The sequence below is a fragment of the Mycobacterium asiaticum DSM 44297 genome (genome assembly GCF_000613245.1).
Lineage (GTDB): Bacteria > Actinomycetota > Actinomycetes > Mycobacteriales > Mycobacteriaceae > Mycobacterium > Mycobacterium asiaticum.
Map to the genome: position 1 here is coordinate 1,810,682 of NZ_HG964937.1, position 20,789 is coordinate 1,831,470.

General features: G+C 66.4%; 18 protein-coding genes and 1 tRNA gene. 5 read left to right on the top strand and 14 right to left on the bottom strand.

All coding sequences use genetic code 11. From position 1 onward, the window contains the following. The first annotated feature begins 1 nt into the window (after nt 1). The 4 genes from BN972_RS27805 (at nt 2) to BN972_RS30540 (ending at nt 4,709) form a co-directional block, all read left to right on the top strand. On the top strand, nt 2–1,957 hold the full coding sequence (locus tag BN972_RS27805) for a protein kinase domain-containing protein (RefSeq protein WP_051545602.1): 1,956 nt from the start codon (nt 2–4) through the stop codon (nt 1,955–1,957). Nucleotides 1,958–2,368: 411 nt separating this feature from the next. Beyond that, nucleotides 2,369–3,622 carry a cytochrome P450 gene (locus tag BN972_RS18650; RefSeq protein WP_036360524.1) on the top strand — a complete coding sequence of 418 codons (1,254 nt, stop codon included), beginning with the start codon at nt 2,369–2,371 and terminating at the stop codon, nt 3,620–3,622. Continuing rightward, nucleotides 3,615–4,298: a TetR/AcrR family transcriptional regulator gene (locus tag BN972_RS18655; protein WP_051545603.1), complete on the top strand. Its 684-nt coding sequence runs from the start codon at nt 3,615–3,617 to the stop codon at nt 4,296–4,298. The genes BN972_RS18650 and BN972_RS18655 overlap by 8 nt, the downstream gene beginning before the upstream one ends. A 147-nt stretch (nt 4,299–4,445) precedes the next feature. After that, nucleotides 4,446–4,709 carry a tyrosine-type recombinase/integrase gene (locus tag BN972_RS30540; protein WP_051545605.1) on the top strand — a complete coding sequence of 88 codons (264 nt, stop codon included), beginning with the start codon at nt 4,446–4,448 and terminating at the stop codon, nt 4,707–4,709. Nucleotides 4,710–4,789: 80 nt separating this feature from the next. Here BN972_RS30540 and BN972_RS18665 read toward each other — a convergent pair. The 8 genes from BN972_RS18665 to BN972_RS18700 form a co-directional block, all read right to left on the bottom strand. Further along, nucleotides 4,790–4,863 (bottom strand) — tRNA-Pro (locus BN972_RS18665). A gap of 77 nt (nt 4,864–4,940) precedes the next feature. Further along, complete coding sequence (locus BN972_RS18670) at nt 4,941–6,545, bottom strand: PE family protein (protein ID WP_036360525.1); 1,605 nt, start codon at nt 6,543–6,545, stop codon at nt 4,941–4,943. A 66-nt stretch (nt 6,546–6,611) separates the two neighbouring features. Then, complete coding sequence (der, locus tag BN972_RS18675) at nt 6,612–8,012, bottom strand: ribosome biogenesis GTPase Der (protein ID WP_036360528.1); 1,401 nt, start codon at nt 8,010–8,012, stop codon at nt 6,612–6,614. Continuing rightward, nucleotides 8,009–8,692, bottom strand: a complete 684-nt coding sequence (gene cmk, locus BN972_RS18680) for a (d)CMP kinase (protein ID WP_036360529.1) — start codon at nt 8,690–8,692, stop codon at nt 8,009–8,011. The genes der and cmk overlap by 4 nt, the downstream gene beginning before the upstream one ends. Then, on the bottom strand, nt 8,689–9,441 hold the full coding sequence (locus BN972_RS18685; protein WP_036360530.1) for a pseudouridine synthase: 753 nt from the start codon (nt 9,439–9,441) through the stop codon (nt 8,689–8,691). The genes cmk and BN972_RS18685 overlap by 4 nt, the downstream gene beginning before the upstream one ends. Next, a complete protein-coding gene (gene scpB / locus BN972_RS18690) occupies nt 9,441–10,127 on the bottom strand; it encodes an SMC-Scp complex subunit ScpB (RefSeq protein WP_036361297.1) in 687 nt (228 codons plus the stop codon). The genes BN972_RS18685 and scpB overlap by 1 nt, the downstream gene beginning before the upstream one ends. 53 nt (nt 10,128–10,180) lie before the next feature. Continuing rightward, on the bottom strand, nt 10,181–11,017 hold the full coding sequence (locus tag BN972_RS18695) for a segregation/condensation protein A (RefSeq protein ID WP_390176224.1): 837 nt from the start codon (nt 11,015–11,017) through the stop codon (nt 10,181–10,183). Further along, nucleotides 11,005–11,868 carry a ParA family protein gene (locus tag BN972_RS18700; RefSeq protein ID WP_036360532.1) on the bottom strand — a complete coding sequence of 288 codons (864 nt, stop codon included), beginning with the start codon at nt 11,866–11,868 and terminating at the stop codon, nt 11,005–11,007. Before BN972_RS18700 ends, BN972_RS18695 begins: the two co-directional genes overlap by 13 nt. A gap of 432 nt (nt 11,869–12,300) precedes the next feature. Between BN972_RS18700 and BN972_RS18705 the strand changes: the two genes are divergently transcribed. Next, a complete protein-coding gene (locus BN972_RS18705) occupies nt 12,301–13,053 on the top strand; it encodes an O-methyltransferase (protein ID WP_036360534.1) in 753 nt (250 codons plus the stop codon). A 26-nt stretch (nt 13,054–13,079) separates the two neighbouring features. Here BN972_RS18705 and xerD read toward each other — a convergent pair whose 3' ends face one another. The 6 genes from xerD to recN all read right to left on the bottom strand — a co-directional run bounded on the left by xerD (nt 13,080) and on the right by recN (nt 20,787). Further along, entirely contained in the window at nt 13,080–14,012 is a 933-nt protein-coding gene (xerD, locus tag BN972_RS18710; RefSeq protein ID WP_099051155.1) for a site-specific tyrosine recombinase XerD, read from the bottom strand. 8 nt (nt 14,013–14,020) lie between these two features. Next, a complete protein-coding gene (locus BN972_RS18715; RefSeq protein WP_036360538.1) occupies nt 14,021–14,644 on the bottom strand; it encodes an NUDIX domain-containing protein in 624 nt (207 codons plus the stop codon). Continuing rightward, a complete protein-coding gene (locus BN972_RS18720; RefSeq protein WP_036360541.1) occupies nt 14,637–16,400 on the bottom strand; it encodes a CTP synthase in 1,764 nt (587 codons plus the stop codon). Before BN972_RS18720 ends, BN972_RS18715 begins: the two co-directional genes overlap by 8 nt. Nucleotides 16,401–16,529: 129 nt before the next feature. Further along, nucleotides 16,530–17,474 (bottom strand): copper transporter, encoded by a 945-nt coding sequence (locus tag BN972_RS18725; RefSeq protein WP_036360543.1) that lies wholly within the window; start codon nt 17,472–17,474, stop codon nt 16,530–16,532. A gap of 16 nt (nt 17,475–17,490) precedes the next feature. After that, entirely contained in the window at nt 17,491–18,672 is a 1,182-nt protein-coding gene (gene steA, locus BN972_RS18730; RefSeq protein WP_036360545.1) for a putative cytokinetic ring protein SteA, read from the bottom strand. A 372-nt stretch (nt 18,673–19,044) separates the two neighbouring features. Further along, complete coding sequence (gene recN, locus BN972_RS18735; protein ID WP_036360547.1) at nt 19,045–20,787, bottom strand: DNA repair protein RecN; 1,743 nt, start codon at nt 20,785–20,787, stop codon at nt 19,045–19,047. Nucleotides 20,788–20,789: the final 2 nt, after the last annotated feature.

Below are 20,789 nucleotides of genomic sequence, written 5' to 3' on the forward strand. Positions count from 1 at the left end.
GGTGAGCGAGCTGGACGCGACCATAGCGGCGCCGGTGTTCAACGTAGAGTCGGGCGAGCTGGAACGAGTCACGCTGGCCCGGCACCAGCTGAGTGCCGGCGTACATCGCCTCGCCGGTGACTGCGAGCGGTTGCTGGCCGACCTGCACCGCCCTGCTCACCACGCTTGGCGCGAGCACGCGGGGCACGCCCTGGTGCAGGCGCGCTATCTGGCCACGCTCCTCGTGCGGCCGCCCGGCGGCGGCCAGGTGACCGATGCGCGTGCGCTCGAGGAGCTTCAGTCCGCGCTGCGCGCGCCGCTCAAGGAAGTCGCGGACGCGCTGACCCGGCTGCTGACTATGATCCCGACCGACCTCGAGGAAGAGCTGGTACTGCAGGACGCGCGCGCCGCGCGGGAGGGCGCCGCCGCGCTGCTGGCCGCGGGCGGTTTCCGCGCCGGGGCGACGCAGGCGGTTAACGCAGCAGACGCTTCGGCCGAGCCGAAGGTGGCCGGCGCGGCGCGCGTACTAGTGGTGGACGACGATGAGCTGCTGCGCGAGCAACTGGCGATGGTGCTGGAGCGATTGGGCCACTCGGTGATCATGGCCGAGAACGGGCGCGCCGGACTGGAGGCGGCCGAGCGCGACGCCCCGGACCTGGTAATTACCGACCTGAACATGCCAGGCATGGACGGCTTCGAGCTGCTCGAGCGACTCAAGGCCGACGCGCGCACCCAGCACATCCCGGTCATCGTGGTCTCGGGTGAGGGCGATGCCGCCAGCGTCGTGCGCTGCCTGGAGCGCGGCGCCGAGGACCACCTCACCAAGCCGTACGAGAGCGTGGTGCTCGCGGCGCGCATCCGCACGTCACTGGAGCGCAAACGGCTGCGCGATCTGGAGTTGGCGTACCTGCACCGGGTGGCCCGGCTCACTGCGGCGGCCGAAGCGGTCGAGGCGCAGACCTACGACCCGAAACTGCTTGCCGACCTGCTGGCGCGACAGGACCAGCTGGGCCAGCTGGCGCGCGTGTTCGACCGCATGGTGCGAGGCATCCGCTCGCGCGAGGAACGGCTCCGGGCGCGGGTGCGCGGCCTGCGCCGCGAGATGGAGCAGTCCGGCGTGACCGCCGAGGGGGCCGCGTCCGGGCCTGCGGCGACGGACCAGGTCATCGCGGGCCGCTATCAGGTCCGCCGCGAGCTGGGCGTCGGCGGCATGGGCGCGGTGTACCTGGTCTACGACCGCGAGCTGGGTGAGGACGTAGCGCTCAAGATGCTGCATCCGTCGTTGCTGGCCGAGGAACCGGTGGGGCTCGAGCGCCTGCGCACCGAGATGAAGCTGGCCCGCAAGATCTCCCACCCCAACGTGGTCCGCTCGCACGACATCGGCGAGTGGGAAGGCACCCACTACATCACCATGGAGTTCATCCGCGGCGTGACCGTGTCCGACCTGATCAGAAAGCGCGGGCGGCTCACGGTCGAGTCCACACTGGCCATCGGCACGCAGCTGGCCGACGCGCTGGCAGTGGCCCACGACCAGGACATCGTGCACCGCGACATCAAGCCGACAAATCTGATGATCGACGAAAGCGGCATGCTAAAGGTGGCGGACTTCGGCCTGGCCCGCACGGTGCAGCGCACCGAGGCGCTGACACAGGCCGGCTTCGTCGTCGGCACGGTGAACTACATGCCGCCGGAGCAGCTGATGGGCGGTGACCTGGACGCGCGCACCGATCTGTACGCGGTGGGCGTGGTGTTGTTCGAGTGCCTGACGGGCCGGCTGCCGTACCAGGCCACGAGCCCTGTGGCGATCCTCGCCGCTATGTTGGAGCAGAGAGCGCCGGACGTGTTGACTTTCGCCAACGACGTACCGCCCGTGCTGAGCACGGTGATCAGCCGCCTGCTGGAGCGTGAGCCAGAGAATCGCTTCGCTTCGGCGCGCGAACTGGCCGAGGCGCTGGCGCAGGTCCCGCCGACGGCCTGAGCCCGACGCGACCGCTGCGCGGCTATTCGAGGAAACCTCTCACAACATGCTGCTGCCCGCTTCGTGCGGCTCGTTGCGACGGCAATAGAGAGTTCGGCGTGGCGGCGGATGCAGTTTATTCGCGCCGCTGGCATACGGATTGGCATGCGCCCCAGTTTCTTAACGAGAAAGGCCGGTACCGGATCGTCGGGCAGTCTGGCGCGAGACGGAGCCACAGAACGGCTTGACCAACTGCCCCTCGCAGCGGCGCGGACACGAGGCGACAATCCGTATGACCACGGTACGTGGCACAGGCGTTTAACTGCGAATATACGGTCTATGTTGACGAGCTCAGGGCTATGGTCATACATTTTGGATATAGTTGTCCGTGACTCGGCCCGTCGGGCCTTCAATCGAATGTGAGATATCGCGATGAACGTAAGTAGCGCCGCTCCCAACGTCTTCGAAGCTGGCCTGCCCACGTTCAGCTACGACTTCACCGCCACTCCGCAGGACATCCTGGAAGACGTGCGAACTGCGCAGTCGCGTGCACCCATCGCCATTGGTCCTCTCGGTCCCGAGATACTTTCCTACGGCCTGGCGCGGGATATGCTGCGCGACAGCAGATTCAGGCTGCCACCTGGGTTGTCGCTAGCAGCGCAGGGCGTCACCTCAGGCCCCCTGTACGACAAGCTGATGAGCAGCCTCCTGGGCCTCGATGGTCCCCCACATACTCGCTTACGCAAACTGGTGTCGAGGGCGTTCACTCCGCGCGCTACGTCACCTCTACAGGACACGATTCATGAGGTGGTAAACGCACTGATCGATCAAGTAGTAGAGGTCGGTCGCTGCGACGTCGTGACCGACATCGCGCGGCCCTATCCCACCCCGATCATGTGTGCGCTGATCGGTGCGCCTCGAGAAGACTGGCATCTTTTCGCACAGTGGACCGACGAAATCTTCAAGGCTTTCAACATTCAGCCCGACGCCGATTTCGATGAAGCCACGATCATGCGGTCGTGGAACGAACTGGACGCCTACGTCGATGACATGGTCGCCGCACGCCGAAGTCACCTGACTGATGATCTGCTGTCTGAGCTCATTCGCGCCGAAAGCGAGGGCGACCGGCTCAATCTCGACGAACTGCGCATGCTGGTGGCTGGCTTCCTGATGGCGGGGACGGACACCACCCGACACCAGCTTGCCGCCTCGGTGCAGGTGCTGTGCGAGCATCCGGATCAATGGGCGAGGCTGGGCCACCAGCCAGAGCTTGCGATGCAGGCGGTCGAGGAGACCATGCGGCACTCGCCGGCGGTCTGCATCGCGGTGCGAGCCGCTAGCGAGGATGCCGAATTTGGTGGGTACACGTTCCCGGCGGGCACCTTTGTAGTCGTGAACACCTTTGCAGCCAACCGTGATCCAGCGATCTATGAGAATGCAGATCGGTTCGACATCGCGCGCAAGGACGTGCCCGCGATTCTGACTTTCGGTGGTGGTGCGCACTACTGCCTAGGCGCGAACCTCGCACGCCGGGAACTGGCGGAAGCACTCACAATCCTCACCCGACGCCTCACCGCACCCCACCGCATCGCTCCTGCGCCGTGGAAATCCCTGCTCGGTATGACCGGCCCGACGACACTTGAGATCGAGTTCGACAGCGAAATGCTTGTGGCAGCGGATGCGTAGTCGCGGCTGGGCGGGTGTCACACCCGCCTCGGACGAAGAGGCAATCGGCCGCATTCTGGATGCGGTAGACGACGTGATCGCTGAACACGGGTCGGCGATAAAGCTTGCCGACGTCGCCCGAAGGCTCGGAGTCACTCGTCAGACGGTATACCGGTACTTTCCCAACGCCGACGCGCTCCTGATGGCCAGTGCAATGCGTGCGGTCAACGGATTCATCGACCAGGCTGTAGGCCACGTCAGCGGTCTGAACGACCCGGTCACTGCAGTCGTCGAAATAATCTCGTTCGCAGTCGAGAACCTCACCGGCGATCCACAGTTGGAGAGCTTGCTTACCCAGGCACCTGAGGACGGAGCTACCATCTCGCTCACCTCCGACACAGCGATCGTTTTCTGCTTGTCGGGCTTCCGCCGCCTCGATGTCGATTGGGAGCTTCACGGCTTCGACACCGCTTCGCTCCGTGAGCTTGCCGAAATGACCTTGCGCACAGTGCATTCTCTGCTGACCGATCCCGGGCAGCAGCACCGCGACGCAAGCGCACTACGCCGCTTTATTGCGCGATGGCTCGGTCCAGCGATCCTCTATCCACGGATGACGTCGTTGCCGGTCCACGAACGGCACGCATCACCGGATCGGCACATCGAAGCAGAAGGACGCACCTCGCGTCGACTGCGGTAAGAACGGCAAACCTTCGGAGTGCGTGCCGGCGCATCCCGCTGACGGCCGGCCTCGTCGCCGAGCCGAAGGCACATCGCAAGGAGCAGGTCGCCGAGCGGCTGCACGCCCGCGACCAGCGGGCCGACACTGGGACAGTGTTCGCCACGGATGCTGGCGGATGGGTCGACCCGCGCAACCTGCTGCGCACCGTCGGGATTGCCCGCCGAGAAGGCCGGCATCGCCGACGTCGGCGCACAGACGTTGCGCCATTCGGCAGCCGTCGGCTGGCTTGAATCAGGCGTGCATATTAAGGCTGCGGCCGACCTACTCGGGCACGCATCGATCAGCATCACCGGTGACCTTTACGGGCACGCCAGCGATGATGCCGCACGGGCCGCAGTCAACGGGGTCGGGGATGCGCTCGGATTGTAATGGCGGTATGCAAAGGCGGTACAGCGTAAACAGGCGGCTCTCGAACCTCGGAAACCGCCTCTGAACTGCATGTTTTCTAGTCGGGCTGACAGGATTTGAACCTGCGACCACTTGACCCCCAGTCAAGTGCGCTACCAAACTGCGCCACAGCCCGGCGCCGCCGGCATCAACCGGCAGCAGGTCGACAGCCTACCGCAGCCACCCCCCACCGCTATCACGGCACCACCGGCCTCAGAGGCTGCTGAGGTCATCCATGATCGACTGCACCGCGGATATCAGCACCAGGGCTTCGAATCCGCCCGCGATCGAGAACAGGGCAGCATCGGCAGCGATCGGCCGGCCGATCGCGTTGACCAGCCCGATCGGGTCCCCCGTGGCGGCCTGCGCCAGCCCTTCGCCGAACAGCTGCAGGTTGTAGGCCGGCACCGACGTCAGCGCCGCGGTCGCGAAGTCCGCCGTGGGCAGCAGCACCGAGTAGCCGGTTGATATCGCACTGGCCAGGGTGTTGACCGAGTTGACTGGGTTCGCCACCAGGCGCGCGATCCAGTCAGGCGAGGGCAACGGCACCGACGACACGACATCCACCAGGTCCGACGGCGACGCCTGGGACGCCATGAAGGCGATGTCGTTGGCGAAGGCGTTGACGCCCTGCTGAGTGCCCACGGCCAGGCGGGCGGAGACGTCGACGGGGTCAACCGGCGGAAACAGTCCGAACGGCGTGTGCACGTTCGGTGGCCCGGTCGACCAGCCCTGATCGGGACTGCCGTAACCCAGGTTTACGAGGATCCGAAGATTCGGTTCGACCAGATCTGCCAGCGGCGTACCGATCAGCGGCAGCGCCCGCAGTCCTTGCGTCAGCGGCAGTTGCGGGTTGGGGATCATGTAATAGTCGGTCGTGGTGGGGCCGACCGTGTTGGTCAGATGGATAGCCGAATCAATCTGTGCCGGTGTGAGATTCGCATAGGTGCCGTGCACGTAGTAGATGCCGGCAAGGGCATTGAGGTCGGCCAGGATGTTCAGCGGGTATTGCGGGAAGTCGGCAAAACCGTCGTACTCGATGGTGTAGATGTTCGTCTCGAAGCTATTGGCAGGTGTCGCGCCGTAGAAGGTGAATCCCAGGCTCGGCATCTCCAATCCGGGGAAGCGGGCCAGCAGACCCCCGTTGGGATTCATGGGATTCCCGAGCAGCGTGAAAACGATCGGAAGCGCGCTCGGCGTGCCGCTGGGGTTGAGCGCCATCATTTCCAGCGAGGAGATGATGGAGCTCTGGGAGAACCCCAACACCGCAACGTTGTTTCCCGTCGCGAGTTGCTGCTTGATGGCGGTGTCCAGTATTTGCACACCTTCGGACACCGACACGTTCGGCACCAGGTCCTTGATGCCGGTGAGTGGATAAAACGCTTCCGGGGTGAACAGCGACACCGCGTTGGCGACCGTGAAAGCCGGGAAGTGGGGCGTAATATATTTCGAGACAACGGCATTCACGTAACTCAGTGGAGGTATCGGATTGCCACTGCCGCCCATCACGAGCGTGACGTCGGTTGCTGCGGCCGCGTTGCCGGTCTCCGCCGCCAGATAGGCGCTTTCCGCGGCGGCCACCGCACGAGCGAACTCCTGGTGGAATGCGGCCGCCTGACCAACAACTGCCTGGCATTCCTGAGCGAAGCCGTTGAACAGCGCAGCCGTGGCCACCGACACCTCGTCCAGGGCCGCGGCCACCACGCCGGTGGTACGTCCCGACGCGGCCGAGGTCGCCTCGGCAACGGCCGAGCCGATCCCGGAAAGATCCGCTGCTGCCGCAGCCAGCACCTGCGGCTGGGTGGTCAGGTAGGTAATCGGCCAGTCCTCACACTTTGATCCTGCTGGTCAGCGTAGAGGCGACCGCGCCTGCTTGTCTTAGGTTCAGCGCCGCTTGGGTCCGCGCTTCTCCCGCACCCGCACATTGATCCGGATCGGGCTGCCCTCGAAGCCGAATGTCTCGCGCAGCCGCCGTTCCAGGAAGCGCCGGTAGCCGGCCTCCAGGAAACCGGAGGTGAATAACACGAACGTCGGCGGCCGCGCGGTTGCCTGCGTCGCGAACAGGATCCGCGGTTGCTTGCCGCCGCGCACCGGAGGCGGCGTCGCGGCGACGACCTCCTTGATCCACGCGTTGAGCGGCCCGGTCGCGATCCGGGTGTCCCAGGACGCCAGCGCGTTCTCCATCGCCGGCACCAGCTTCTGCACCGCCCGTCCGGTCTTGGCTGAGATGTTGACGCGCTGCGCCCACCGCACCTGCACCAGTTCCCGGTCGATCTCGCGTTCCAGCAACTCGCGGCGGTCCTCGTCGACCAGGTCCCATTTGTTGTAGGCCAACACCAGCGCCCGTCCGGCCTCGATCACCATCGACAGCACCCGCAGATCCTGCTCGGTCAGCGGCTGGGACCCGTCGATCAGCACGATCACCACTTCGGCAGCATCGATGGCGCCATGGGTGCGGACCGAGGCATAAAACTCATGTCCGCTGGCCTGCCCGACCTTGCGGCGCAACCCGGCGGTGTCGACGAACTTCCAGATCTTGCCGCCCAATTCGACGAGCGAGTCCACCGGGTCGACCGTGGTACCCGCGACATCGTGCACCACCGAGCGTTCGTCACCGGCCAGCTTGTTCAACAGAGAACTCTTGCCCACGTTGGGCTTCCCAACCAGCGCGACCCGGCGCGGACCACCGGCGCTCGGCGCCGCTTCGGAAACTTCGGGCAGCGCCTCGAGCACCGCGTCGAGCAGATCGGCCACACCGCGCCCATGCATGGCGCTGATCGCGTGCGGCTCACCGAGTCCGAGTGACCACAACGCCGCCGCGTCGGCCTCACCCTTTTCGCTGTCAACCTTGTTGGCCGCCAGGAACACCGGTTTGCCCGAGCGAAGGAGAATGCGGGCGGCGGCCTCATCGGGAGACGTGGCGCCCACGGTCGCGTCGACGACCAATATCACCGCATCGGCGGTGCGCATGGCCACCGATGCCTGCTCGGCCACCAGCTGCTGCAGACCCTTGGCGTCGGGCTCCCATCCCCCGGTGTCCTGCACCACAAACCGGCGCCCGGTCCACAGCGCGTCGTAGGAAACCCGGTCCCGCGTCACGCCTGGAACGTCCTGAACCACGGCCTCACGGCGGCCGATGATCCGATTGACCAACGTCGACTTGCCGACGTTGGGCCGTCCGACGATCGCCACGACGGGCGCCGGGCCGGCCTCGGCCAGTTCATCCAGTTCGGAATCGCTGAGTTCCCAGTCGCTTTCGTCCGCCCAGGTACCGTCCTGCGTCACCGCATCGCCTCGCTTCGCTGCGTGACCAAATCCAACAGGTGGGCGATCACTTCGTTCTCGGTCATGTCGCTGGTGTCGACGACGATCGCATCCTCGGCCGCCCGCAACGGTGACACCGCACGGGTGGAATCCAGGTGATCGCGGCGGCGTACGTCGGCCAGCACCGCCGGGTAATCGTCGGCCAGGCCCGCCCGGACATTCTGGGCGTTGCGGCGCTGCGCGCGGGTCTCGGCCGACGCGGTGAGGAAGATCTTCACGGGCGCATCGGGGAACACCACGGTGCCGATGTCGCGTCCCTCGACGACGATACTGCCCGGGCCCTCGGCCATTTCGCGTTGGATGTCGACGAGCCGGGTGCGTACCGTCGGGACCGCTGACACCGCCGAGACCGCCCTGGTGACGTCGTCGCCCCGGATCTCCGTCGAAACGTCCTCGCCGGCAAGGTAAAAGCTGCTGTCGTCAGGGTCATAGCCGACCGACAACTGCACGTCCGATGCGGTCTCGCCGACGGCCTCGGCGTCCGACGGGTCGACCCCGGCGCGCAGCACCGCCAACGTCACGATCCGGTACATCGCTCCGGTGTCCAGGAATCGCGCGCCCAGGCCGCGCGCCAAACCCTTGGAAACAGAGGACTTTCCGGTACCTGCCGGACCGTCGATGGCCACGACGAGCGCGCTCACAGACCCACCGCCTTGTACAGTTGACCGACCTCATCCCGGCGCAGCGGCCGCACCGAACCCGGACGCTGCTTGCCCAGTGTGACCGCGCCAATGTCAGTGCGCACCAACGCTTCCACCGGAAATCCGACCGCGGCCAGCAACCGACGCACGATCCGGTTGCGTCCTTCGTGCAGCGTCACCCGCACCAGCGATTTCCCGGGAATGGAGTCCACGACGGCGAAGTCGTCGAGCCGCACCGGTCCGTCCTCCAACTCGATGCCGGCCCGAAGCTGCTTGCCGAGCCCGCGCGGCACCGCGCCCGTCACCGTCGCGAGGTAGGTCTTGGGTACCTCGTGGGACGGGTGCATCAACCGGTGGGCCAACTCGCCGTCGTTGGTCAGCAGGATCAGCCCCTCGGTATCGGCGTCCAACCGCCCCACGTGAAATAACTTCTTGTTGCCCCGAACTTTTCGTTCAATGAGGTCACCGATGCAGGGCCGGCCACGATCGTCGGACATGGTCGAGTGCATACCGCGCGGCTTGTTCAGCGCGAGATAAACCAGCGAGTCGTCAAGCACCACCCGGGCGCCGTCGACACGGATCACCGACTGGTCCGGGTCGACCCTGGTGCCCAATTCGGTCACCACCCGCCCGTCGATCTCGACCCGTCCGTCGAGGATCATCTTCTCGGCGGCCCGACGGGACGCAATTCCGGCCTGGGACAACACCTTCTGCAGGCGCGTGCCCTGCGGCTCCTCGAACTCCACCATCAGTCGTGATCCACGTCAAACGTCAGCGACGGATCAGCCGGCTGACCGCCGGCGAGCTTGATGAAACGCGGTTCGCTGTCCAGGGATTCGCTGAGGTCGTCGATGGTGTCGACATCCGGCAGCAGTGGCGCGATGTCCGGCAGGTCGGCCAGCGAGTTCAGCCCGAGGCGTTCCAGGAACAATTCGGTGGTCGCGAACGTCACCGCCCCGCTGTCCTCGTCGTTGCCGACCTCGGTGATCAGTCCGCGCGCCAACAGAGTCCGCATCACCGCGTCCACATTCACGCCACGCACCGCGCTCACCCGGGCGCGGGTCACCGGCTGGCGGTAGGCAACCACCGCCAGCGTCTCCAGCGCGGCGCGGGTGAGCTTGCTGCGCGCGCCGTCCAGCAACAGCTTTTCCACGAACGGCGCGAACCGGGCACGGGTGTACAGCCGCCATCCCTCGCCGGTGTGCCGCAGGTCGATGCCGCTGTCACGTTCGGTGAGCTCGTCGGCCATGAGCTGCAGCTTGGCGGCGACGCGGTAGACGGGCTGGCCGGTGGCCGAGGCGAGCGCCTCGGCCGTCACCGGGGTGTCCACCACCAGTAGCAGCGCCTCCAGCACCCGGCCGAGTTCGTCGGGGTCCATTTCTGCGGGCTCGGCGATCTCCGGGATGCCCGCATCGAGCTCGGGATTTCCGTTCATCGAGCGGCGCTCCTCCTCATCGCTCCGCTCTGCATCGTCACGCCGCGGGTCGGTCATTGGTCTCGCACTTCTAACAGGGATTCGGCGGTCGGTCGCTCACCGGTCCAAGAAATTTGGAGCACGCCTAGGGGCTCGGACTGGTCGAATGCTACCGCCCGCGAACGATACAGTTCGAGCAGCGCGAGGAAGCGCCCGACGATCTCAACCGGCACCGTGCAGTCCGCGACTAGCTGCGAGAACGACGCCCATTGGCCGCTGCCCAGGCTTTCCAGCATCGTCAGGATGTGTCTGGCCTGCTCGGGTACCGATACCGACTGCACGTGCAGGTGCCCGGTCGCCACGGTGGGCACCGGGCGCGGCGTGAAGGCGACCGCGGCGATCTCGGCGAAACGCATGGCGTCCACGCCGAGCATCACCTCGGGCAGCAGGCCCTCGAAGCGCTCCTCCAGCGAAACCGAACGGGGATAGCTGCGCAGCGCGGTCGCCTCGAGTTCGGCGAACATCTCCGCAACGTGCTTGAACGCCCGGTACTGCAACAGCCGCGCGAACAGCAGGTCGCGCACCTCCAGCAGGGCCAGGTCCTCCTCGTCGTCCACCTGTCCGGTCGGCAGCAGCCGCGCGGCCTTGAGGTCGAGCAGTGTCGCTGCGATGACCAGGAACGCGGTGGTCTCCTCCAGCTCCAGCTGCGGGCCGATGGCCTTTGTGTAGGCGATGAAGTCGTCGGTGACCTGGTGTAACGCCACCTCCGTGACATCGAGACGGTGCGCGAAGATGAGCTGCAGCAGTAGGTCGAACGGCCCCTCGAAGTTGGTCAGCCGAACTTGAAAGCCATCCGAGGAGCCGTTCTCGGGTGCCGCGTGACCTGTTTTTTCGCCGCTCACACGCCGAATCGGTCGATGAACTCGCGGGCCAGCGCGCGATAGGCCAGCGCGCCGCTGGATTTGGGCGCCCAGGTGGTGATGGGCTCCCCCGCGACGCTGGTCTCCGGGAATCGGACGGTACGGGTGATCACGGTGTCGAACACTAGGTCACCGAACCGCTCCACGACGCGGGCCATCACCTCGCGGGAGTTGACGGTGCGCGGGTCATAGCGGGTGATCAGGATGCCGCTGATGTCGAGCTTGGGGTTGAGCCGGTCGCGGACCTTGTCGACGGTGTCGGTGAGCAACGCCAGCCCGCGCAGCGAGAAGAACTCGCATTCGGTTGGGATGACGACGCCCTCGGCGCAGGCCAGCCCGTTGACGGTGAGCAGACCCAGCGAGGGCTGGCAGTCGATCAGCACGTAGTCGTAGCGGTCGAGCACCGGGTACAGCGCCCGGGCCAAGGTTTGTTCCCGGCCTACCTCGTTGACCAGCTGAATCTCCGCGGCGGACAGGTCGATGTTGCTGGGCACCAGGTCCAGGTTTTTGACCCGGGTGTGCAGCAGCACGTCGTCGACCGAGATCCGCGGCTCGACCAGCACGTTGTGGATGGTCTTTTCCAGCTCGTAGTGCGGTACGCCCAGCCCGGCGGACAGCGCGCCCTGCGGGTCCATGTCCACCAGCAGCACCCGGCGGCCGTATTCGGCCAGCGCTGCGCCCAGGTTGATCGTCGAGGTGGTCTTGCCGACGCCGCCCTTCTGGTTGCACATCGCCACGACCTTGGCCGGTCCGTGCGCGACGAGCGGCTGGGGCTCAGGAATCGCCCGCGGCGGCCGGCCGGTCAGGCCGAGCTCCGGTCCGCTGTCGGGGTGATCGGTCATGCCCGCCTGCAGCAGGTCGTGACGAGCGTCAGCGTGGACATCGCAGGAAAGTCTAACGGCTGTGCCCGCCTGCGGCGGGAGACCCGCAGGCAACGTAATCAGCGGATATTGAGGGTGGCCCGGTCAGGCGTGTTCGACGACGGCCCGTAGCTTGTCGCGTGGCTCGCTGCCGGGGAGGGCGATCAAATGATCCCAAGGCATGGTGGAATGAGGCTGCTGCTCACATCGACACCCCAATGACACGTGGTTGCGGCCGTCGCGCAGCGGGCTGCCCCATCGACAGAGACAAACGACAGTGGCCCGTCGACTCGGTGGCTGCCGTCCACTTCGGTGACGTTGGCTTTCCATCGCCGGGAACGGCCAGCCGAATGTACTGCACCACCGTTGAGCAGGTATCCCGGTGAATCCGGGGAGCCCCTATCGTGGAGACCTATGGATCTCAAGCGACGCATTCCTTTACTGCGGTGGTCGGTATGGCGGATGGCCGCCGGTGCGCGCAACATCACCAAGACCGGACAGATCGGTGACGGACGGGAAGCGGCCGTCGTCGACTACGTCTTGGATCATGCGCGGCCCGGCGATATCGACGATGTGCTGGCCAAGATCGACCAATTCGCCTACGAGAAGTCGATGCTGATCAACGTCGGGGACGAGAAGGGCGCCATCCTCGACGCGGCGGTGCGGCGCGCGAATCCGACTGTGGCGCTGGAACTCGGTACTTACGTGGGCTATGGCGCGTTGCGAATCTCCCGCGCGGCTCCAAACGCGACGGTGTACTCGGTCGAGCTAGCCGAGGCGAACGCCGCCAACGCCCGTCGCATCTGGAGTCACGCCGGCGTGGCGGACCGGGTGACGTGCGTCGTCGGCACCATCGGTGACGGCGGCCGCACCCTGGACGCCCTGGCCAACAAGCACGGATTTGGTTCGGGCACATTGGATTTCCTCTTCCTCGATCATGACAAGGATGCCTACCTGGACGACTTGAAGAGCATTCTGGACCGGGGTTGGCTGCATCCGGGGTCGGTCGTTGTTGCCGACAACGTCCGGGTGCCCGGCGCGCCGAAGTACCGCGCGTACATGCGAGAGCAGCAGGGCAAGTTGTTCGACACCACCGAACACAAGGCGCATTTGGAGTATCAGTCGATGGTGTCCGACCTGGTGCTGGAGTCGACGTACCTGGGCTAGGTTTGGGTGCGCGAGCAGACGCAAACTTAGGTGGCCCGCGGGTGGGCGCCGGCCCACACCTCCCGCAGCGCGTGGACGGTGACCATCGTGTAGATCTGCGTGGTCGTCACCGACGCGTGGCCCAACAGCTCCTGCACCACTCGGACGTCGGCGCCACCCTCCAGCAGGTGCGTGGCGAACGAATGCCGCAGCATGTGCGGCGACACCCCCGAGGTGATGCCGGCCCGCTCGGCGGCGTCCTGCAAAACCTGCCAGGCGCTCTGCCGGGACAACCGGCCGCCGCGGGCGTTCAGAAAGATCGCCGGTGTGCCCCGTCCGCGCCGCGCGAGATCGGGCCGGCCGCGCACCAGATACGCGTCCAGCGCCGCCACCGCGGGCCGGCCCACCGGCACCAGCCGCTGCTTACCGCCCTTGCCGCGCAACAACACTGAGCGGGCGTGCGTGTCGATGTCGTCGACGTCCAGGCCGACGGCCTCCGAGATCCGCGACCCCGTCGAGTACAGCAACTCCAGCAGCGCGCGGTTGCGCAGCGTCAGCGGACCGTCCGACGCGTCCTCCCCGCCGGCAGCTTCCAGCAGCGACAGCACCTGGTCGAGGGAAAGGCTCTTGGGTAATCGCCGCCCGGGCGTCGGCGGTCGTACCGCCCGCGCCACGTCCAACTCGGCCAGTCCCTCGGCGGCGGCGAACCGGTGCAGCCCACGCACGGCGATCAACGCCCGTGCCGCCGACACCGCGGACAGCGCCGCCGCACCCGATTCCGGGTCTCCGCGCCGCAGCGCCACGAGGAAATCGCTCACGTCGTCTTCGCCGACCTTGGCCAGATCGTGAATCCCGCGTTCCGCCAGATGTTTTGAGTAACGGCGTAGGTCGCGTCGGTAGGAGCTCAGCGTGTTGGCCGCGACGCCCCGCTCGATCGCCAGATGGTCGAGATATCCCTGCAGCTGCGCATCGAGCGTCAGGGCTGCCGTCACTGCCCTGCCTTGCGCTTGGCGAACGCCGCCGGTTTGTCGATCCACGGGGTGTCGAGCGGCCGCGGTTCTGCGTTGCCGGAACGGACCGCATGGGCCGCCAGAATCCCCGCGATCGCAATGGAATTGACGATCTCCCCGTTCATCACCAACTCGACCGCCTTCGCAAGCGGGAACCACTGCATCGTCATGTCGGCTTCTTCGTCGTGCGCCTCGGGTCGCCCGATGTCAGTGAGCCCAGTCGCCAGGTAGACGCGCACCGACTCGTCGCTGTAGCCGGGCGCAGTGTTCACGTCCAGCAGCACCTGCCAGGTGTCGGCGCGCAGCCCGACCTCCTCCTCGAGTTCGCGCACCGCCGTGTGGTGGGGCGGCTCGCCGGGGGCATCGAGCAATCCGGCAGGTAACTCCCATATCCTGCGGCGGTAGGTGTGCCGATATTGGTAGACCAACGCGACTTCGCTGGCGTCGTTGAGCGCGACGATAGCCACAGCGCCGTAGTGCTCGAGTACTTCCCGTTTGGCGACGTTGCCGCCGGGCATCTTTACCTGGTCCCGACGCAGCGCGAAAATTGCTCCCTGGTAGAGGGTTTCAGACGAGACTGTCTGGAAATCGTGCTCAGCCACGGGTGGCGGGTTCAGGTAGCGACTGCCCGATGCTGTCTCGATGCTCGTTGCCGTTGGGCGCATGCTGCTCGTGATGTTCCGGAATTTCGACCGGGAGCAGTTCGCCCTCTTGATAATCAATGGCCGCCCGGACGAACGCGACGAATAGCGGATGCGGCCGGGTGGGCCGGCTCTTCAGCTCCGGGTGCGCCTGGGTGCCGACGATGAACGGGTGCTGCTCGGGCGGATATTCGACGAACTCAACCAAGTGCCCGTCGGGTGACGTCCCGGAGAACCGCAGGCCGCTCTCGGCGATCTTCTCCCGGTAGGCGTTGTTGACCTCGTAGCGGTGCCGGTGCCGCTCGGACACGTCGGTCGCTTGATAGGCCCTCGCCACAATCGAATCCGCGTCCAAGACCGCCGGGTAGGCGCCCAGTCGCATGGTGCCGCCTAGGTCGGCTTCGCCGGCTACGATCTGCTCCTGGTCGGCCATTGTGGAGATCACTGGGTCGGGTGTTTCCGGTTCGAACTCCGCCGAATTCGCTTCGGTCAGTCCGACCGAGCGCGCCGCCTCGATCACGATGCACTGCAGGCCAAGACACAGTCCCAGCACGGGTAGTCCGCGCTGACGGGCGTGCCGGATTGCTCCGATCTTGCCTTCGATGCCACGGATTCCAAACCCGCCGGGGATCAGCACACCGTGCGCGTCGGCCAGGGCGTGCGCCGCTCCGCTGGGCGTCTCGCAGTCATCGGAAGCGACCCATTGGATTTCGACCTTGACGCGGTGCTTGAAGCCGCCGGCGCGCAATGCCTCGCTGACCGAGAGGTAGGCGTCGGAAAGATCAACATACTTGCCTACCAATGCAATACGCACGGTGTCGTGCGGTTCGTGCACTCGGCGCAGCAGGTCGTCCCATTCGGTCCAGTCGACGTCACGGAAGGGCAGATTCAGGCGGCGGACGACGAAGGCGTCCAATTCCTCGCGGTGCAGTACCTTGGGGATGTCGTAGATCGAGGGCGCGTCCGGCGTGGAGATGACGCCGTCGATGTCGACGTCACACATCAGCGCGATCTTGTTCTTCAGCGCCTCGGGGACATTGCGGTCGCAACGCAGGATCAGCGCGTCGGGGCTGATACCGATGCTGCGCAGTGCCGCCACCGAGTGCTGAGTCGGCTTGGTCTTGAGCTCGCCCGACGGCGCCAGATACGGGACAAGCGACACGTGCAGGAAGAAGACGTCCTCGCGGCCCAGGTAGTGGCGGACCTGGCGGGCGGCCTCCAGAAACGGCTGCGACTCGATGTCACCCACGGTGCCACCGATCTCGGTGATCACGACGTCCGGACGGCGGCCGTTGGCGTCAGGTTCGGCCATGGCCAGGATCCGTCGCTTGATCTCGTCGGTGATGTGCGGGATGACCTGGACGGTGTCGCCAAGGTATTCACCGCGGCGCTCCTTGGCGATCACCGTCGAATACACCTGTCCGGTAGTGACATTGGCCGAACCGGACAGGTTGCGGTCGAGGAACCGCTCATAGTGCCCGACGTCCAGGTCGGTCTCGGCGCCGTCCTCGGTGACGAAAACCTCACCGTGCTGGAACGGGTTCATGGTGCCTGGATCGACATTGAGGTACGGGTCAAGCTTCTGCATCGTCACCGCCAACCCGCGGGCGGTCAGCAACTGTCCGAGGCTGCTGGCAGTCAGGCCCTTGCCCAGCGAAGAGGCGACACCACCGCTGACGAAGAGGTGCTTGGTGGTGGTTTGCGGATGCTTACGCAAAGAGGCGACCTCCGTGAAGACGGGCAGGGCATAAGTTGTCTAGCCTTTACCAGCTGGGCCTGCCGACCCACGGAAACCCACCCTAACATCCGCCGCGCGCCGCCGCGGCAAACACGCCCTAGTGGGGTGCTACTGCGGAACGGTCACCGACGTCGCTCCGTGTCCGGTGCCGTAGTGACCAGGATGGGCGCCGCCGACCAGGTCGTGCAGGGCCAGGACGGCGGTGATCCGGCCGGGCTCGCTGTCGACGTCGTCGACGGTGCTGATCGCCGCGGCCATCCCGGCGTCAGCACGCGCCACGGCCACAGCGGCACTGCCGCCGGCCGAACCGTCCCGACCGGCCAGCACCGCACCGGAGCCATGCGGCGCCAGGGCTGCGGTGAACCGCGCGACGGTGACGCCCTGGTTGCCGGCATCCGCGGGCAGGCCGCCTCCGGTTACCACTACGGCCGCGTTGGCCGCCGCAATGTGGTCGTTGGGTTGGTAGGTGATGAAGCCGGTCTCGCGCAGGGCGGCCAGCACGGTGCTGCGTTGCGTGTCGTCGACGGCCGGCGCTTGGGGGTTGGTGTTGGCCAGCAGTGCGATGCCGAGCAGATCACCGGCCTGCGAGCCTTGGTCTACCAGCTTGCTGCTCAGCTGGGTGCCGGCGGGCAGGATCGACGAGTTGACCACCGAGCGCAGTTTCTCCCCGGAATTGGCTTCGACGAACTCGTGCGTCAGCGCCACGGTGCCGGTGACCGACCCGCCGGCCTGTCCCACGATCTTGGACACCGCGGCGACGTCGTCGTCTTTGGCGTCCGGGGTCCGAAAGAGCACCACGGTCTTGCCCGCCAGCGCGTCGTGCACGATGCGACCGAGCACCTGCGCGTCGAAAGTGTTTGCTGCGCCCAATTTTTCGTTGAGTGCGTTGCGTTGATCGTTGAGCGTGCTGACCTGGGCAGCGAGGTCACGCTTCTCGTTACGCAGGCTGGACAGCACGGTGTCGGAGAAGAAGCCCGAACCGAGCACGACGCCGATGGCCAGCGCGAGGAATACCGCGGCCAGCGAGATCGCATGTTGGCGTAACGAGATCATGAACTCACGTCCTTAGTTATGACACCAAGTGCTGGACCCAAAGGGTGAAGCGGTTCCAGTAGTCGACGATCCAGTGCAGCACCACCCCGTCGGTGCGAGACACCCACAGCACCACGATGATGGCGATCAGCATGGTCAGTGCCAGCAACGCGATGGCGCCGCCGGAGATGTGGTTGCGGTACAGGGTGGCCACCGCTTTGGCGTCCACCAGCTTCTCGCCGACGCGCAGCCGGGTGAGGAAGGTGGATGGGTTGCTTTGCGAGCGGGTGCGATCGAAGAACGTCTCGATGTTGGCGGTGTGGCCGGCGGTGACGAGCAGCGCCGCGCCGTGGTGGTCGGCCAGCAGCAGGGCCAGGTCGGTTGCGGAGCCGGCGGCAGGGAAGGTCATGGCCCCGACCCCGAGGTCCTGGATGCGCTCCAGCCCGGCCGCGTGCCCGTCGGCGTCGGCGGGTAGCACCACCTGGGCGCCGCACTTGAGGACTTCGGTGCTGATCTGGTCGGGGTCACCGACGATTAATTGCGGACGGTAACCCGCCTTGCGCAGCACGTCCGCACCCTGACCGACCCCGACCAGCACCGGCTGGTACTCCTTGATGAACGGTTTGAGGGCTTTGAGGTCGTCAGCGGCGCTGGGCTCCTCGGAAACGATCACCACGTGGCGGCGGCGCATGTCGACGTCGATGTCGGGGATGCCAATGCCGTCAATCAGCAGCGGGCTTTCGCTGCGGATGAACTCAATGGTGTTGCCGGCGAAGGCTTCCAGGTGAGCGGCCAGCCCGCTCTTGGCCTCGCGCATCAGGTCGGCGATGTCGTGGTCGGTGCGCTCGGTGCCGCGGATCAACCGGCGATCCCCGGAGTAGACGCCGCCCTCGTAGAGGCGGATCTTGGCGCCGTCCTTGACCTTCTTGAAGATCTCCGGCCCGGTCTCGTCGATCAGGGTGACCCCGTTGTTGACCAGTACCTCGGGGCCGAGGTTGGGGTAGCGGCCCGAGACGGACGGCGAGGCGTTGACGACCGCGGCGATGTCAGCTTCGACCAGGGCGTCGGCGGTGATGCGGTCGAGGTCCAGGATGTCGAGGACCACGATGTCGCCGGGACATACCCTGCGCAGCAGTCGATCGATATTGCGGTCGACTCGGGCGGTGCCGATCAGACCGGGCCGGACGGTGTTACGGGTTAGAAGCGCTGACATCTTCATGGGAGCCGATTCTGTCGGCGAAGGTCGTCACTGCCGGGGAGGCGCGCCGTAACATCTGCCCCATAAGTTTAAAAGCGTCACACCTGTCACAGTTGTATCGCGGGTCTATTGCGGCCGTTCGCGGCCCTTTCGCGGTCCCCTTCCCGCGAAGGTGCGCAGAATGCCAGCCGCGACGGCGTGTCCTTGTGCATCTGCGCACGCTCGCGAGCGAGGGGGCCGCTCACCAGCGACGCGGCACGCTCGCGACCGCCCCGGCCGCAAGACCACCCCAGGGGACACCCCTTCCCGCGAAGGTGCGCAGAATGCCAGCCGCAACGGCGTGTCCTCGTACATCTGCGCACGCTCGCGCAATCCGGAGAGCGAACAGAAAGCTCAGGCTCGGTCGTTCTGCGCCGTTTCCAACAGCTCGCGCGCATGCGCGCGGCCACTGTCGGACTCCCCCAGCCCGGCCAGCATCCGGGCCAGCTCGGCGACCCGGTCGTCGTCGGTCAGCCGACGGACCCCGCTGGCTCCCTTGGGCCCCTGACTGTGCACCACTAGATGCACGTCGGCGTAGGCCGCGACCTGCGGTAGATGGGTGACGACGATGACCTGGTGGGTGCGGGCCAGCCGGGCCAGGCGGCGGCCGATCTGCACCGCTGCCCAGCCGCCCACACCGGCGTCCACTTCGTCGAACACCATCGTGGTGCCGGTGGCCGAAGCCGAAAGCACCACTTCCAATGCGAGCATCACCCGGGACAGCTCACCGCCCGAAGCGCTCTTGGCCAGCGGCAGGACCGACATCCCGCGGTGTGCGGCGAAGCCGAACTCCACAGTGTCGACGCCGTCAGCGCCCACCCTTACCGTCTTGCCGTCGGGCAGGCTCAGCGCGGCGGGATCGTCCGGTTCGGCGTGATCGGTGGCCACACCGATGGTGAATTCGGCGTCGGCCATCGCCAGACCCGCCAGTTCCGCGGTCACCTCTTTGGCCAGGTTCTTGGCGGCCTTGCGCCTGACCTTGCTGAGTTCGACTGCGGCCTGGGCCAATTCGCGGCCCAGGTCGTCCACCTGACGTTGCAGCGCGCCCAGACCCTCCTCCGACACGTCGAGCTGCGCCAGCCGATTGCGCGAGTCCTGGGCCCATTGCAACACGCCGTCGATGTCGGCGGCGTACTTGCGGGTCAGCGTGCGAAGTTGGGCCTGGCGAGCCAATTTGGATTCCAATGCGCTGGCGTCGACGGGCAGCCCGTCCAGGTAGTCGCCCAACTCGGACGCGGCGTCGATCACCACCGTCAACGCGCCGTTGATCTGTTCCGCCAGCGCTCGCAGTCGGGCATCCCCCGCAGATTCGAGCGTGCCCCGGGCCCGTCCCAACGCATCGGCCGCACCCAGCGCGTCCTCCGACGAACTCGACAGCATTTCGCGTGCCGACGCCGCCGCTTCACGCAGCGTGTCGAGTTCGGACAACCGCAGGATGTCGGCGACAAGCGCCTCGTCCTCCCCCGGTTGCGGGTCGACGGTGTCGATCTCGTTCAGCGCGAACTTGAGCCGGTCGGCCTCCTGGGCGAGCTCACGGGCCCGGTCGCGGCGGTCGTTGAGATCGCGCCGCGCCGTGAGCCACGCGTCGCGCAGCTTGCGGTAGCGCTCCAGCGCCGGTCCGGCGCCGGCGAAGCGATCCAGTGCACCGCGCTGCTCGTCGGGGCGCATCAGCCGCAGCTGATCGTTTTGTCCGTGCAGCGCGAGCAGCTGTGTGGTGAACCCGCTCAGCGACTTGGCGGGCACGCTGCGGCCCCCTAAATACGCCCGGGACGGCCCGTCGCGGTTGACGGTGCGCAACGCGATCACGCTGCCGTCCTCGTCACGCTCGCCGCCCGAGGCGTCCAGGATCTCGTCGAGATAGGCGGTCACTGCGTCGTCGACATCGCTTGTGGTGAAACGACCTTCGACGACGGCGCGCTCGGCGCCGGACCGCACCCGGGTGGCGTCGGCCCGCGCACCGCCCAGCAAGTGCAACCCCGTCACCACCATGGTCTTGCCGGTACCGGTCTCACCGGTCAACACCGTGAGCCCGCGGTCGAACTCGGCGGTCGCAACGCTGATGGCACCCAGCGATTCGATCCTTATCTCGGTGAGCACGA